The sequence below is a fragment of the Lysinibacillus sp. C5.1 genome, assembly GCF_016350185.1.
Classification (GTDB): domain Bacteria; phylum Bacillota; class Bacilli; order Bacillales_A; family Planococcaceae; genus Lysinibacillus; species Lysinibacillus sphaericus.
In genome coordinates this window covers 245,327-259,910 of sequence record NZ_CP066226.1, presented here as the reverse complement: position 1 = coordinate 259,910, position 14,584 = coordinate 245,327, and the positions used below count along the sequence as shown (strand labels likewise).

Below are 14,584 nucleotides of genomic sequence, written 5' to 3'. Positions count from 1 at the left end.
GACTTCAATCAATCTAACACTTTTTTGCTATGTTTGTTATGTTCGAAACTTATTTTTACAAGCCTATAAGTCCGAAACTTGTGCACTAACCGCTTTATTATTATACATTTCTGTATCCAACTCTTTCGTTACACGTGCTGTGGTAACACCTGCTGTCATTGACCCACTTACATTTAGAGCCGTACGCCCCATGTCGATTAATGGCTCAATTGAAATCAAAATACCGGCAAGTGCAACCGGTAGGTGAAGCGCTGATAGCACAAGGATAGCTGCAAATGTTGCACCACCACCAACACCTGCTACACCGAACGAACTTATTGCTACCACTGCAATAACTGTAATGATAAATACAGGATCAAGTGGATTAATGCCGACAGTTGGTGCAATCATAATTGCAAGCATTGCAGGATATACACCAGCGCAACCGTTTTGACCAATTGATAAACCAAATGAACCTGCGAAGTTTGCTATCCCCTCTGGTACACCAAGTCTACCAGTTTGCGTTTTAATATTCATAGGTAAAGTCCCCGCACTTGAACGTGAAGTGAAGGCAAATAACAGTGTTTCAAGTGATTTTTTTAAATACGTAAACGGATTTAGACCGCTTAATGAAATAATTAGTAAATGAACAAGGAACATAATAATTAACGCAACGTAAGAAGCAATAACGAATTTACCTAAGTTGTAAATTGCCCCAAAATCAGATGTTGCGACCGTGCGTGCCATAATGGCTAAAATACCATATGGTGTTAAGCGTAAAACAATTGTTACAACACCCATTACTAATGCATGCACTGCATCAATGCCTTTTTTAATGGTTGCAGCCATCTCACTATCTTTACGTGCGACACGTAAATAAGCAAAACCTAAAAATGCTGCAAATATAACAACTGCAATTGTAGATGTTGAACGAGCACCTGTTAAATCAAGGAATGGATTCGCTGGGAATAATTCTATAATTTGCGTTGGTAAATCAGGTGCAGTCATGCCCGTTGTCTTTTCTTCTATATATGCCCCACGCTCTGTTTCAGCGTCGCCTTGCATAATTTGAGTAGCATCTAAATCAAATATTGTAGCCGAAAGAATCCCTACTGCGGCTGATACTGCTGTAGTACCGATTAAAATTGCTAAAATTAAAGCGGCCATTTTGCCAAAATTTTTGCCAATTGTCATTTTCGTAAAGGCAATCAAAATAGAAATAAATACTAGAGGCATTGCCACCATTTGTAACAGTTTCACATAACCCGTACCAATAATGTTGTACCAAGATGTTGTCTTGGTTAAAACTTCTGAGTCAATACCGTAAAACAATTGCAGCCCTAGACCTAGTGCGATACCTAAACCTAGACCAGCAAAAACACGATTTGAGAATTTCACGTGTTTTTTATTCATAATAACTAAAATTCCAACGCAGGCAAGTAACAGTGCTACGTTCAGAATGACTTGTAAAGTTGACAATAGAAAGCCTCCTAAGATGTTTTATTAGAATGTAAATCGAATTATATACCTATAATACCTATTATTCAAGTATGTTTTATTAAGATTAAGATTTTTAAACATGTAAGCGGTTCAATTTCTTTGATTTAACAATTGAAAAGGACTAAAATCAAATTAGTTTAATAGTAAACTTATATTGAAAGAGGGGAATAATTATGGGTAAATTGCAAAATAAAGTGGCTATTATTACAGGTAGTGGAGCAGGAATCGGTAAAGAAATTGCGCGTAAATATGCACAAGAAGGGGCAAAAGTTGTTATTGCTGACTTCAATGAGGACGCATTAAATGCTACTGTGAATGAGTTTAATGAAGTTGGTTTTGAGGCATTTGGTGTCAAAGTAAATGTTGCGGTAGAAGAAGATATTCAAAAAATGATGGCTACTACGGTGGCTCATTTTGGTCGTATAGATATTTTAGTCAATAATGCCGGAGTTGGTGACAATATGCAGGCGGCGGCAAATGTTGAAGATGCGGTTTGGCAACGTGTGATGGACATTAATGTAAGTGGTGTGATGCGAGCTATTCGACAAGTATTACCAATATTCATTGAAAATGGCGGTGGAACAATTGTCAACATGGCTTCCATTGCAGGATTAACAGGCGGCCGCGGTGGACTAGCTTATACTACAGCGAAACACGCAGTTGTAGGTATGACAAAAAATATTGCCTCCCACTACGGTTCACAAAATATCCGTTGCAACGCAATTGCACCTGCACATGTAGAAACTGGCTTTGCAGCAGCCATGACGAATGTAGATCCATTTGGTATGCAACAATCTGTACGCGGTGTGCAACTTATGCCAAAAGCTGGTCAAGTTTCAGATATTGCTAATATTGCCCTATTTTTAGCTTCTGAAGATTCCGGACTTATTAACGGTGTCGCTTTAGCGGCAGATGCTGGCTGGAGTGCTTACTAATAAAAAACCTACCTCGTTTATATAAGACGAGGTAGGTTTTTATGTTGTTCGCGGGTATATTACTTTATTTCGCGGGTATTTCCTTCTGTTCCGCGGGTAATCTACCCTATTTCGCGGGTATTCCTCTTTATTCCGCGGGTAATTCACCCTACATCTTAAAAATCTAATGTATAAGGTAGGTTGCTTTGTCATTAATTAAATAACAGCTTCCACATATCTTTTTGCATTCCTTTTTTAATCGTGCTACTGCATCGGATAGTTGGTCAACTGAAGTAAATTGCTGGTATTCATTTGTAATAACAGCAATAGATAACGAAGTACATGTAAAACGCTCTAATTTTCCAGTCCTATTAGGAACTTGTAATTTTACTAAATCCTCTAGCTCATAAAAATCAATAATTTGCGCATCAAACTCTTCTATAATCGTTTGACAGATGATTGCGACTTCATAGTGTGGGAGTATAGCAACAAAATCATCGCCACCTATATGCCCTAAAAAATCTTCTCCAGCTGCAATATTTCTTTTGAGAACATCTGTTAAATACAGTAAAATTTTGTCTCCTTTATTAAAACCATAGGTGTCATTATACGTTTTAAAGTGATCCAAATCAAAATAAATGAGACTATATTTTTCAAGATGTAATGCAGCTTGTAATTTTTCTTCTATTAATTTATTGCCAGGTAAGCTTGTTAGTGGGTTTAAAAAACTAGCAATCGCTACTTGCGTCTCTACAAGCTTTAACAACAGTTCTCTAATACTGACCACACCGAAATAGACACCTTTTTTAATGACAATGATATCATCGTACAGGTCCTCTGCTCGTCGGCCCATCGCTTCTGTACTGACTTCGATAATAGGTGTGTCATAATCTACAATTAGAGGATTATCTTTAATAATCAGCTGGTTTTGTCGACCCATAAATAAATTATAGCCATAGCGTGTACCAATTTTTTGATAGAAATGTGTGCGGGTAATATGTCCAATTGGACTGCCATCTCGTACAACAACAACACTTCGCAATGATGGATTGCTTGTAAAAAGTAAATCTACATCTTTGTTTTTCACAAATTCATCAATACTAGGAACGTTTTCTGTGACTTCTCCTATCTGCATGGTCATCCACCCTTAATTCCCCCAATTGAATGTCTTTTGATGGCCTCCCTAACGCATACCCTTGTGCATAATGGATGCCAATGTCTTGCAAATAATTGATCTCCTCTTGCCGTTCTATGCCTTCTGCTATAATTTTTGTTCCAGCTTGCTCCGCATATTTCATAAGCAATGTAACAAGCTGCTGCTGCTCACTGTTTTTATCGATATATTGAATTAACGAACGATCCAACTTAATAAATTCAGGTTTTAAATAAATCAATGTTTTTAAACTATTATAGCCGGACCCCATATCATCCACTGCAATTCGATAACCCTGCGAACGATAATGTGATAATACCCTTTCGAACTCTACAAAATCTAACACAGCGCTGCGTTCCGTTAACTCAAAGACTACCTGCTGTGGTTTAATACCGAGCTCTTTTAGCAGTTGTAATGTTTCTCCACTATTATATTTTTTATCCAGTAATACATTAGGGTGGATATTAAGAAATAGGATATAATCTTGGTTCAGTAACTCCCCGTGAAGGCGCTCTTTGAAGCGTTGCAATGATAGGTTACGACAAAAGCATTCAAATAAAAACACGCAATCCGTTTGCCCTACAAATTCATAAAATTGATCGACACTGTTAAATAAATCAGAGGGCGTTGGTCTATTTAATGCCTCAAATCCCATTGTTTTCTCTGTTTGTAAATCTACAATCGGTTGAAAAAAAGTATGTAAATCTTTTGTTTCGATAATTTTATTTAATGCTTTTAAACGTTTTATATATAAAGTATTACTTTGATGCTGTTCATATAGATGATTTAAATATAAGAATAAATTGCTTGTCTTTACGCTTTGTCTCACAACAGACTCCATTTTTTGCACCTCTTAAATTGGTTATTAGTATCCATTGTAAGCTTTAATTGTAAACGCTCTGTGAAGTAGTTGTAAAAAGAACGAAGTTGATTTCAGAATCATCAAGTGAAGGGATTGTACATGAACATAGTTATTTTTTGAACATAGGCTCTATGCAAACAATAAAATTTGCAATAAAAGACAATAACTATATTCATTTATCTTAAAATGATGGTACGATACTTAATAATAAATTACTGGAAAGGTAGCTAGATTCCATAATGAACGTAAAAAACTTTTTGCAATTGCCGATTACAAAGGATTTTACAGTCGTTGCAGGTAGCAATGGTTTACATAAACCTGTCCAAAATGTTGAAATTCTAGATTTTGAATTTTCGCCTGATATTCACACTGTTCGAGAAACGATATTTACACCAAATAGTGTAATCCTTAGTAGCTTATTATTTGCAAAACAACAGCCTGATTATTTAGTAAATGCTGTAAAAAATCTGATTCAGTTAGAAGCAAGCGCTTTAGCATATAAACCCGTTATTTATAACGAACTACCAGAGGAAGTACTCGCCTTAGCAAATGCACATCATTTCCCAATACTGCGATTTGGTGGGGATGAATTTTTTGAAAAAATTATTTTAGAAACAATGGCTTATGCAAAAACGCAAGACTATACATTCTTTTTAGAAACCATTATGAAACGTCTCATTAACGAAGATGTCTCTGCAGAACAAATCACATCTTTTTTACAACAATTGAACAAACCATTTGAAAAATATGTATTCGTAGCGAATTTTCAAATGCAAGCCGTATCGAATGCACAATGGATGCAACCTTTTTTGCAATTGGAACCACTATTAAAAACAGGCGTTATTTGTAAATATAAAAATAGCCTCTTTATCTTAATGACCAATCTATCACAGCATTTTCAATTTGAAAAATTTCTTAATGAATGGCTTACAATGTATGATATTTCGACAGACAAACTGACTGTTGGCTATAGCCAGGTGCATAGCACACAAATGGCACTTCACCTTGCAGTACGGGAAGCTTTCGCTGCCCGCTTAATGGCAGAAATTGATATGACCCCTACTTGTCATTACACACAGCTTGGTTCTGATAGTTTGCTTATTGAGTTACATCGCAAAGATCCTCAATTTGCCATGCATTATGTAAAAAACTATCTAGGGCCCTTACTTGATGAAAAGGTTGATACCGATTTCATCAATACCGCAATCACGTATATCGCAAAAAAGGGTAACATAAAAGAAGTAGCAGTTGCGCACTTCTGCCATCCAAATACTATCCGATATCGCATGACAAAAATCCGCCAATTGGTAGCACCGCAAGATAATGATTATGTTTTTTATGAACGCTTATCAGCAGCCGTTAAATTGTACTTATTACATAGCAAAATAGCAGAATAAATATTCGCTTTGGAATAAGTACAAAAAAACGCCTGAAAGTTTAGAAACAAAGTCAAAATATTTTCTTCCTTCTCATGCTATTCTTATTGGAGTTAGGAGGAAGAAAGATGAAACAATACATAGCTGATGGCATGTTGCTTACAACCGCTATCGTTTGGGGTAGTGGGTTTGTTGTTACAGCCATTGCACTAGAATATTTAACTGCTTATCAAGTGATGGCAGGAAGATTTATATTAGCTTCGATTATACTAACCGTCATTTTTGGATACAAATTAAAAAAAGCAACAAAATCAGTCGTTTGGAAAGGTGTTTTACTAGGCACGATATTGTATATTGCCTTTGCCCTTCAGACAGTTGGTTTACAATATACGACTCCCTCTAAAAATGCATTTTTAACCGCTGTTAATGTAATCGTTGTTCCACTTATTGCTTATGCCGTCTATAAACGCCGAATCGATGGTTACGAAATCATTGGCTCTATTATAGCGCTTGTTGGAATTGGCTGTTTATCATTACAAGGTTCCCTCACAATGAATATAGGAGATGCCCTTTCTCTAGCATGTGCTGTTGCCTTTGCTTTCGATATTTTTTGTACAAACCTTTTTGTACAAAAGGAAGATGCAATCGCTCTTACCATTGTGCAGTTTATAACAGCATCCGTTTTGGGTATCTTGGTCGTCGTCAGTCAAGGCGATATCCCTACTAATCTTGAAAAAGAAGCAATCTATTCAATCATTTATTTAGGGATTTTTTCAACTACTATTGCGTACCTTTTTCAAAATGTGGCCAATCAATATACAACTGCTACAAAGGCAGCCATTATCTTGTCAACAGAATCCTTTTTCGGTATGGTGCTTTCGGTAATATTTTTGCATGAAGTACTGACAGGCAGAATGGTGATAGGCGCAGTATTAATTTTACTAGCTATTTTAATTGCGGAAGTAAAACCCGCCTATCCAAAAAAGCGGATGATGAATAACTGACCTTAACGCTCACCTATAAATAGTTTCAGTGTTTACTGAAGCTATTTTTTATTTTGCATAACTGGTTATCATACTTGTCGTAATACCCACTACTAACACAGTAATTATGGAAAGGATTAATGTATTAGAAGATAATAGAAACCCACCTAAAACAATAACAATCGAATCAATAAAAAAAATAAGAATCCCCACATTAATGCCTGTTTTATCACTTAAAAACTGTGCAACTAGATCTGTTCCACCAGTGCTTGTCTGAAAGCGAAGCATTAAACCGATGCCAAAACCTACTAAAATCCCTCCAAAAATTGCACTATAAATCGCATCGATTTGAATTATATTTCTTATAGGCCTCAACAGGTCAATGATAAAAGACGAGCCAATTAACCCATGTACACTATTATAGAAATAAGCTCTGTATTTAAACCAAGCTATAACAAATATTGGAATGCTTAAAATAATAATCATAAGTCCGATTTTTAGCTGATACAAATAGTACAAAATAAGCGCTACCCCTACAACGCCTCCGTCTAGTATTTGGTACGGTGTTAGAAATAGATTAATGCCTAATGATATACAGATACTACCTATTATGATGACCAAGCCTTTCTTCAGAAAAAACATACAACCCCCCTCCGAGACTAAGCATGTCTTATAGTATGAAAAAATTGATTTGAACATGTTTGTGGACTTTAGCTAACTACCAAGAGCGTGGGGCAAAAGAGAAAAGGTGTTAGATTGATGGCAGTCAATCTAACACTTTTTTGCTGTGCCATTGTTGTTCCCTTCGGCGGTGCTTTCCGCAGGCATACACGTAAGCCGCAACCCTCGCTAACGCGCGGAATGCCAGCATCTTACGATGTGTGCGTTCCCACAGGAGTCACGCCTTCGCTACCAACAACTAGTGAACCCTTCTAAATTTTTAACACCTTTCCTCTGTTCCTTAAAGGGATATTTAGATTGAAGACAGAAGCTGAACTAGCCTCCTACCTTATTAATTGAGGAGAGATGTATTACTTGCCAAGGAGCTAAAAAATATAGATGCAGAAGAGATTATGTAACAACTAAATCATGCTATCCTAGAAAAAAGAAACACTATCCAAACTAAAGGATAGCGTCCCTTTTTATAAGTTGAAAACTTTAATTTGCACATGCTTTTACCAACAAAATAATAACGATGATCATGATAATGGAACCAATATTAACTAAACACCCTTTGCTAGGTGAACCAGTATGCGCTTGTGCCGATGCACTGTTCAAAGCACCTCCAGGGTTTTTTCGCTGTTCTTTCGCTTTTAAATTTTCTCGTTCTTGTTCTGACATGAAAGCCCCCCTTTTTTCAAATTGAACTTCCTCTTCCTTCTTCATAGTATCATTTCCAACAACCAATTCTGCATAAAATCAGAATATTCATTATTTAACTATATTGCAGATTAATGAAGAGAAAAGATAAAATGTTTAGACTTCGCAATTTTTAATTTAAAAAATATTCTATTGAAATATATATGTATTGGTTATATACTACAATCGATAGTGATAATCATTATCAATTATTTTGTTAATAGGAGTGTTATTCTAATATGAATTCAAAGCGTTACTTTTCATTATTTACAATGTTATTTATAGCTATTTTTTCTTTAGCTTTAGCTGGATGTGCAGAAAAAGAGTCCGGTGCTGCATCTAGTGATTCAAAACCAGAATCCGATGCTAGTGATACACAGTATCCAATTGTTATTAAGCACGCTTTTGGAGAAACTGTAATCGATAAAAAACCTGAACGCGTTGCAACGATTGCTTGGGCAAACCATGATGTCGCATTAGCACTTGGTGTTGTGCCAGTGGGCTTCTCTGCTGCAAACTACGGCGTACAGGATGATAGTGGTATGCTGCCATGGACAGCTGACAAGTTAAAAGAGTTAGGTGAAGAAAATCCTAATATTTATCAAGATACGGATGGTTTAGATTTTGAGGCAATTGCTGATTCAAATCCAGATGTAATCTTAGCTGCCTATTCAGGTATTACACAAGAAGACTACGATACATTAAGTCAAATTGCACCAGTTGTGGCGTACCCAGAAATTCCATGGGTTATTTCATGGCGCGACCAAATCCTATACAATGCAAAAGGTATGGGTATGGAAAAGGAAGGCAAACAATTGATTGCTGATACAGAAAAGTTAATTGCTGATAAGGCAAATGAATTACCAGAATTAAAAGGTAAAAAAGCTGTATTTGCTTCGTTCAATGCAACTGATTTATCTAAGTTTTATATTTATACGCCTGCAGATCCTCGTGGTGAATTTTTAGAGGAATTAGGTATGGAATATCCACCAAGTATTAAAGAGCAAGTAAAAGATGACTCTAGCTTCTATATTGAGTTAAGTGCTGAAAATGCAGATGCTTTAAAGGATGCAGAAATTTTTATTACATATGGGGATGATAAAACTTTAGCTGCACTTCAAGCTGACCCTATTTTAGGAAAAGTGCCAGCAATCCAAAATGGTTCAGTCATTGTCATTACTGATAATACGCCATTAGCTGCCGCAGGTAATCCAAACCCATTATCCATTCAATATACAATTGACGAGTACTTAGCATTAATCTCTGATGTTGCGAAAAAGCTGAAATAATATGATGAATACTTCCGTTTCAGAAAATAAGCATGTATGGATGCCACGTAACTTCGGCAAGCTGATTATTTTGCTCGCCATATTGCTTTGTCTAAGTGTGATGGCATCGCTTATATTTGGTTCTCGGATGATTACTTGGACGCAACTTCTGGATGGTCTATTCCATTCAGAAGTCGCTTCTCATGAGGCAAGTGTTGTTCGACAAAGAGTTGTTCGAACAATTTTTTGTTTTATGTGTGGTGCCGCTTTAGGTGTATCGGGTGCATTAATGCAGTCTGTAACGCGCAATCCAATTGCGGACCCAAGTATACTAGGTGTAAATACAGGGGCATCCTTATTTGTTGTTTGTGGGATTGCCTTTTTTAATATTAGTTCCGCGAATCAATATATTTGGCTGGCCATCGCAGGTGCAATGCTTACCGCTATTTTTGTCTTTACTGTTGGTTCAATCGGGAGTGGCGGCGCAACACCAATCAAACTCGTCTTAGCCGGCGCTGCTACAAGTGCCATACTGTCTTCACTCGTTGTGGCCGTTATGATTCCACGTACGAAAGTAATGGACCAATTTAGATTTTGGCAAGTTGGTAGTGTAGGTTCTGGTAGCTGGGATCATATCTCACTGTTTATCCCATTTTTAATAGTTGGACTTTGTATTGCTATCTTTTCTGCGCCAGCATTGAATGCGCTAGCATTAGGAGATGATGTAGCGACTGGCTTAGGTGTTAAAACGGGGACAATTCGCCTGCTCGCTTCATTTGGCGGTGTGTTATTGTGTGGTGTGGCAACAGCATTAGCTGGACCGATTGGGTTTATCGGTTTGTTAGCGACGCATTTAATTCGATTAATTATTGGCCCAGACGTGCGCTATGTTATTCCACTTTCAGCATTTGCTGGGGCAATTATTTTAACCATTGCTGATGTGTGTGGAAGACTATTAGGGAGTCCGAGCGAGCTTGAAGTAGGTATTGTAACTGCCTTCATTGGAGCTCCCCTATTAATTTTTATTACAATGAAAGCGAAAATGCGTGCATTATGATGAATGAAACAATGATGTCTATTTATAATTCAAGAATGAAACGAAAACGTCGTTTCCTACTTATGACATGTTTGCTAGCAATTATTTCAATTGTACTTATGGGTTTGATGCTCATGTTAGGCAATACCATTTATCCGGTAAAAGATGTTGTCAGCGTACTTTTAGGTGAGAATGTCAAAGGCGCTTCCTTTGCAATCGGCACAATCAGATTACCCCGAATGATCGTCGGACTATTTGCTGGCTTTGCATTTGGTGCTGGTGGCTACATTTTCCAAACAATGTTGCGCAATCCATTAGCCAATCCAAATGTAATTGGCATCACTGCTGGGTCAAGTGCTGCTGCTGTTTTTTGTATTATTGTCCTGCATGCGAGTAATGCACTTGTCTCGATTGCCTCAGTAGTTGGCGGTCTTTTAACTGCTATCGTTATTTTTATTTTATCTAAAGGTAGCTCTTTTTCAATTGGTCGATTAATTTTAATCGGTATCGGTATTCAAGCAATGTTAAATGCGTTTATTTCTTATTTAATGGTTATTGGTAATACGCATGACCTACCTTCTGCTATGCGTTGGTTAAGTGGCAGTTTGAATGGGGCGAAAATGGAAAACCTCTATCCATTAATCATAGCTGTTTTAATTTGCACACCCATTGTTCTTTGTTTGGCTAGTCGATTAGAAATATTAGAGCTTGGCGAACTAGCAGCGACATCACTCGGTGTTGCTCCAAACAAAACGAGGTTGGTGCTATTACTTAGCTCAGTTTTAATGATTGCGTTAGCTACAGCAGCTGCGGGACCAATTGCCTTTGTTGCATTTCTAGCAGGTCCTATTGCCAAAAAGATTGTTGGTGTAGGCTTTTCAAATATCGTGCCTGCAGGCTTAATTGGCGTTATTTTAGTATTGGCCGCAGATTTAATCGGTCAGTTTGCATTCGATACCAGATATCCTGTTGGCGTAATTACGGGGATTATTGGTGCACCGTATTTAATTTATTTATTAATTCGTATCAATCGAAAAGGAGATTTATAATATGAAGCCAACACATACATTTCGAGCGGAGCAAATTACTGCTGGTTACGACAATAAAACGATTTTACAAGACGTTAGTGTAACGATTCCTAGCAATAAAATAAGCATAATTATCGGAGCCAACGGTTGTGGAAAATCTACGCTACTAAAAACGATGGCACGACTCATTACGCCGACTTCAGGGCAAGTAACGTTAGATGGGCAAGCTATTCAAAAAATGCCACCGAAGCAACTTGCCAAAATACTAGGCTTGTTACCACAAAGCCCTATCGTTCCAGAAGGAATAACAGTTGCGGATTTAGTTGGTAGAGGGCGCTTCCCCCATCATAGCTTTTTAAAAGGTTGGTCTAAAAAAGATTATGAGGCTGTCGCAGAAGCGATGGAAATGATGAACATTACAGAATTTGCTGATCGCCATATTGATGAATTATCAGGTGGGCAAAGACAGCGCGTATGGATTGCCATGGCATTAGCGCAGCAAACAGATATTTTATTTTTAGATGAGCCAACAACGTACTTAGATATTACGTACCAAGTAGAAATTTTAGATTTACTGACAGATTTAAATCGTAAATATGGCACAACGATTGTCATGGTGTTACACGACATTAACTTATCAGCACGTTATGCAGATTATATATTTGCCCTACATGAAGGGAAGCTCGTGGCAGAAGGACCGCCATCTGACATTATTACTAATTCATTAATTAAAGATATATTCGCACTCGACTGTATGGTAATCGAAGACCCCGTTTCGAACTCACCATCCGTCGTGCCAATCGGACGACACCACAACCACATTGACAGCATAGCGCTGAAAGCAAAATCATGCTAACGAAATCGCAAGCCGTTTTATTGACAAGACAAGGTAAATTTAACAGAAGTTTGACGCTTGTTTCATTTCCCTTGTCTTGTTTCTTTTCTCATCAAACAATGCCTCCTTTTATCAGGAAGTGGCATTGTTTGATTTAAATTTCCCCATGCATTGGGTCATTTTTACGCTTTGGCCCAATCATGTTAAATAAAATGTTTAAGATAATCGCTGTAACCGAACCACAGACGATACCATTTGACGTAAGAACCGATACGTATGATGGCAGTTCCTTGAAAATATCTGGAACAACCGATACACCTACACCAAGGCCAACTGCAATCGCAGCAATCATGGCGTTTTCTGCTGACTCATTCATAACAGGTACTAGCATGCCCATACCTTGTGTAATTACCATACCGAACATCGCCAACATTGCCGCACCAAGTACTGGTGTTGGAATAATTGTTGTGAGTGCTGCAATTTTTGGTAGGAAACCAAGTGCTACTAGTAAACCACCTGTGATGTAGATGACTTTGCGATTTTTCACGCCAGACATACGCGTAAGCCCTACGTTTTGTGAGAATGTAGTATATGGGAAGGCATTGAAAATACCACCAATAACAGAAGCAAGACCTTCTGAACGATACCCACGTGCTAAATCTTTTGAATCTAGTTTTTTATTGCAAATATCGCTCAGTGCAAAATAGACACCGGAAGATTCTACTAATGAAACCATTGCTACAAGCGTCATTGTTAAAATCGCTGTGGCATCAAATGTTGGCATTCCGAAATAGAACGGCTGAACCATATGGAATACGCCTGCATCTGACACAGGACTGAAATCCACTTTGCCCATAAATGCGCCGAGCACTGTACCAACAACTAAGCCAATTAAAATTGAAATCGCACGCACAAAGCCTGTAGTAAAACGGTAAACGACTAAAATAATTACTAATGTAATAAATGCTAAAGCAACATTAGAACCCGATGCAAAGTCTTCTGCACCTTGTCCACCCGCCATATTGTTAAGTGCAACTGGTAATAAAGAGATACCAATAATGGACACAACAGAACCTGTTACAACTGGCGGGAAGAATTTTACAAGCTTACCGAAAAAGCCTGCAATGACCATAACGATTAAACCTGATGCAATAATGGAGCCATAAATGTCTGTAATACCTTGTTCAGGGTTTGTCCCAATTGCAATAATTGGACTTACTGCTGTAAAGGTACATCCTAGAACTACTGGTAAACCAATACCGATAAATTTACCTGAATACACTTGAAGTAATGTTGCGATCCCACACATCATAATGTCAATCGCTACTAAATAAGTCATTTGCTTTGAATCAAAACCTAAAGCGCCACCAATAATAAGCGGAACTAAAATCGCACCTGCATACATCGCAAGTAAATGTTGAATAGCTAGCGTCGTTGACTTAAAGGCATTCATTACGCGCGATCCTCCGTTGCAAATGTTACTTTGCCGTCTTCTAAAGAATCCACAATTGCTAATGATTCAACGCGAACACCTTGCTCACGTAATAATTTACCACCGTCTTGGAAGCCTTTTTCAATCACGATGCCGACACCGACAACATGAGCCCCTGCTTGCGCTGCAATATCTAGTAAGCCTTTTACCGCTTCACCATTTGCTAAGAAATCGTCAACAATTAAAACATTGTCATCTTCACTTAAAAAATTACAAGATACTGAAATATCATTCGTTTCGTTTTTTGTGAAAGAATGTACTTTTGACGAATAGAGATTGTCTGATAATGTTAAAGATTTACGTTTACGGGCAAATACTACCGGTGCACCGATTTCAAGACCTAACATTACAGAAGGTGCAATTCCTGAAGATTCAATTGTTAGCACTTTTGTAATAATTTCATCAGAGAAGCGATTTGCAAACTCGTGCCCAATTTCTTTCATAAGCTGTGGATCGATTTGATGATTTAAAAAAGAATCAACTTTTAATACAGACGAAGATAAAACTTTACCTTCCTGCATAATTTTGTCATGTAATAACTTCATTGCTGCTTTTCCTTCTTTCATAAAATAATAAAAACGCTGAATACTTTGATTCCATTCATCTACGAGTGGAGCAAGGCATTCAGCGCAAAAACGTCGAAACTAATAGAAAACATCATCGCTAGTATGAGTTTTTCTAAAGCAATGCTACCCATAGTCGATTCATTTACGGTAAATCGGTAGAAACTTACGAGCCATATTCTCGCTATTATATGAGTGAAACAGTATTAAGCTGGTTGAACTTTCTTATTATAAAT

The 14,584-nt window shown here is 37.5% G+C and carries 14 protein-coding genes and 1 riboswitch; of the genes, 7 read left to right on the top strand and 7 right to left on the bottom strand.

What is annotated here, in order from left to right; translation table 11 throughout:
- Window positions 1-63: 63 nt before the first annotated feature.
- Complete coding sequence (locus I5435_RS01245) at window positions 64-1,458, bottom strand: L-cystine transporter (protein ID WP_024360847.1); 1,395 nt, start codon at window positions 1,456-1,458, stop codon at window positions 64-66.
- Between the two features lie 194 nt (window positions 1,459-1,652).
- On the opposite strand from I5435_RS01245, the gene I5435_RS01240 reads away from it, so the two are divergent.
- Entirely contained in the window at window positions 1,653-2,414 is a 762-nt protein-coding gene (locus I5435_RS01240) for a glucose 1-dehydrogenase (RefSeq protein ID WP_025218399.1), read from the top strand.
- A 163-nt stretch (window positions 2,415-2,577) separates the two neighbouring features.
- On the opposite strand, the gene I5435_RS01235 is transcribed toward I5435_RS01240, so the two are convergent.
- Together I5435_RS01235 and I5435_RS01230 are read right to left on the bottom strand one after the other, a co-directional pair.
- On the bottom strand, window positions 2,578-3,528 hold the full coding sequence (locus I5435_RS01235; protein ID WP_337983094.1) for a GGDEF domain-containing protein: 951 nt from the start codon (window positions 3,526-3,528) through the stop codon (window positions 2,578-2,580).
- Window positions 3,494-4,387 carry an EAL domain-containing protein gene (locus I5435_RS01230; protein ID WP_337983093.1) on the bottom strand — a complete coding sequence of 298 codons (894 nt, stop codon included), beginning with the start codon at window positions 4,385-4,387 and terminating at the stop codon, window positions 3,494-3,496. Before I5435_RS01230 ends, I5435_RS01235 begins: the two co-directional genes overlap by 35 nt.
- A 260-nt stretch (window positions 4,388-4,647) precedes the next feature.
- On the opposite strand from I5435_RS01230, the gene I5435_RS01225 reads away from it, so the two are divergent.
- Together I5435_RS01225 and I5435_RS01220 are read left to right on the top strand one after the other, a co-directional pair.
- Complete coding sequence (locus I5435_RS01225) at window positions 4,648-5,805, top strand: PucR family transcriptional regulator (RefSeq protein WP_024360843.1); 1,158 nt, start codon at window positions 4,648-4,650, stop codon at window positions 5,803-5,805.
- Between the two features lie 107 nt (window positions 5,806-5,912).
- Complete coding sequence (locus tag I5435_RS01220; RefSeq protein WP_024360842.1) at window positions 5,913-6,788, top strand: DMT family transporter; 876 nt, start codon at window positions 5,913-5,915, stop codon at window positions 6,786-6,788.
- A gap of 48 nt (window positions 6,789-6,836) precedes the next feature.
- Here I5435_RS01220 and I5435_RS01215 read toward each other — a convergent pair whose 3' ends face one another.
- Together I5435_RS01215 and I5435_RS01210 are read right to left on the bottom strand one after the other, a co-directional pair.
- Window positions 6,837-7,409, bottom strand: a complete 573-nt coding sequence (locus tag I5435_RS01215; RefSeq protein WP_024360841.1) for a YitT family protein — start codon at window positions 7,407-7,409, stop codon at window positions 6,837-6,839.
- A 516-nt stretch (window positions 7,410-7,925) separates the two neighbouring features.
- On the bottom strand, window positions 7,926-8,108 hold the full coding sequence (locus tag I5435_RS01210; RefSeq protein ID WP_024360840.1) for a DUF6366 family protein: 183 nt from the start codon (window positions 8,106-8,108) through the stop codon (window positions 7,926-7,928).
- Between the two features lie 257 nt (window positions 8,109-8,365).
- Between I5435_RS01210 and I5435_RS01205 the strand changes: the two genes are divergently transcribed.
- The 4 genes from I5435_RS01205 to I5435_RS01190 are packed head-to-tail and all read left to right on the top strand — an operon-like array spanning window position 8,366 to window position 12,314.
- Window positions 8,366-9,415: an iron-siderophore ABC transporter substrate-binding protein gene (locus I5435_RS01205; protein ID WP_024360839.1), complete on the top strand. Its 1,050-nt coding sequence runs from the start codon at window positions 8,366-8,368 to the stop codon at window positions 9,413-9,415.
- 1 nt (window position 9,416) lies between these two features.
- Window positions 9,417-10,451 carry a FecCD family ABC transporter permease gene (locus tag I5435_RS01200; protein WP_024360838.1) on the top strand — a complete coding sequence of 345 codons (1,035 nt, stop codon included), beginning with the start codon at window positions 9,417-9,419 and terminating at the stop codon, window positions 10,449-10,451.
- Window positions 10,448-11,479 (top strand): FecCD family ABC transporter permease, encoded by a 1,032-nt coding sequence (locus tag I5435_RS01195; protein ID WP_024360837.1) that lies wholly within the window; start codon window positions 10,448-10,450, stop codon window positions 11,477-11,479. Before I5435_RS01200 ends, I5435_RS01195 begins: the two co-directional genes overlap by 4 nt.
- A gap of 1 nt (window position 11,480) precedes the next feature.
- Window positions 11,481-12,314 carry an ABC transporter ATP-binding protein gene (locus tag I5435_RS01190; RefSeq protein WP_024360836.1) on the top strand — a complete coding sequence of 278 codons (834 nt, stop codon included), beginning with the start codon at window positions 11,481-11,483 and terminating at the stop codon, window positions 12,312-12,314.
- Between the two features lie 133 nt (window positions 12,315-12,447).
- Here I5435_RS01190 and I5435_RS01185 read toward each other — a convergent pair whose 3' ends face one another.
- Together I5435_RS01185 and I5435_RS01180 are read right to left on the bottom strand one after the other, a co-directional pair.
- A complete protein-coding gene (locus I5435_RS01185; RefSeq protein ID WP_108030719.1) occupies window positions 12,448-13,746 on the bottom strand; it encodes a nucleobase:cation symporter-2 family protein in 1,299 nt (432 codons plus the stop codon).
- On the bottom strand, window positions 13,746-14,330 hold the full coding sequence (locus I5435_RS01180; protein WP_024360834.1) for a xanthine phosphoribosyltransferase: 585 nt from the start codon (window positions 14,328-14,330) through the stop codon (window positions 13,746-13,748). The genes I5435_RS01185 and I5435_RS01180 overlap by 1 nt, the downstream gene beginning before the upstream one ends.
- Before the next feature lie 131 nt (window positions 14,331-14,461).
- Window positions 14,462-14,563: riboswitch (purine riboswitch) on the bottom strand.
- Window positions 14,564-14,584: the final 21 nt, after the last annotated feature.

Coding starts and splice junctions, on each gene's coding strand:
- I5435_RS01240 (WP_025218399.1), top strand. CDS start 1,653: ATGGGTAAATTGCAAAATAAAGTGGCTATTATTACAGGTAGTGGAGCA.
- I5435_RS01235 (WP_337983094.1), bottom strand. CDS start 3,528: ATGCAGATAGGAGAAGTCACAGAAAACGTTCCTAGTATTGATGAATTT.
- I5435_RS01230 (WP_337983093.1), bottom strand. CDS start 4,387: ATGGAGTCTGTTGTGAGACAAAGCGTAAAGACAAGCAATTTATTCTTA.
- I5435_RS01225 (WP_024360843.1), top strand. CDS start 4,648: ATGAACGTAAAAAACTTTTTGCAATTGCCGATTACAAAGGATTTTACA.
- I5435_RS01220 (WP_024360842.1), top strand. CDS start 5,913: ATGAAACAATACATAGCTGATGGCATGTTGCTTACAACCGCTATCGTT.
- I5435_RS01215 (WP_024360841.1), bottom strand. CDS start 7,409: ATGTTTTTTCTGAAGAAAGGCTTGGTCATCATAATAGGTAGTATCTGT.
- I5435_RS01210 (WP_024360840.1), bottom strand. CDS start 8,108: ATGTCAGAACAAGAACGAGAAAATTTAAAAGCGAAAGAACAGCGAAAA.
- I5435_RS01205 (WP_024360839.1), top strand. CDS start 8,366: ATGAATTCAAAGCGTTACTTTTCATTATTTACAATGTTATTTATAGCT.
- I5435_RS01200 (WP_024360838.1), top strand. CDS start 9,417: ATGATGAATACTTCCGTTTCAGAAAATAAGCATGTATGGATGCCACGT.
- I5435_RS01195 (WP_024360837.1), top strand. CDS start 10,448: ATGATGAATGAAACAATGATGTCTATTTATAATTCAAGAATGAAACGA.
- I5435_RS01190 (WP_024360836.1), top strand. CDS start 11,481: ATGAAGCCAACACATACATTTCGAGCGGAGCAAATTACTGCTGGTTAC.
- I5435_RS01185 (WP_108030719.1), bottom strand. CDS start 13,746: ATGAATGCCTTTAAGTCAACGACGCTAGCTATTCAACATTTACTTGCG.
- I5435_RS01180 (WP_024360834.1), bottom strand. CDS start 14,330: ATGAAGTTATTACATGACAAAATTATGCAGGAAGGTAAAGTTTTATCT.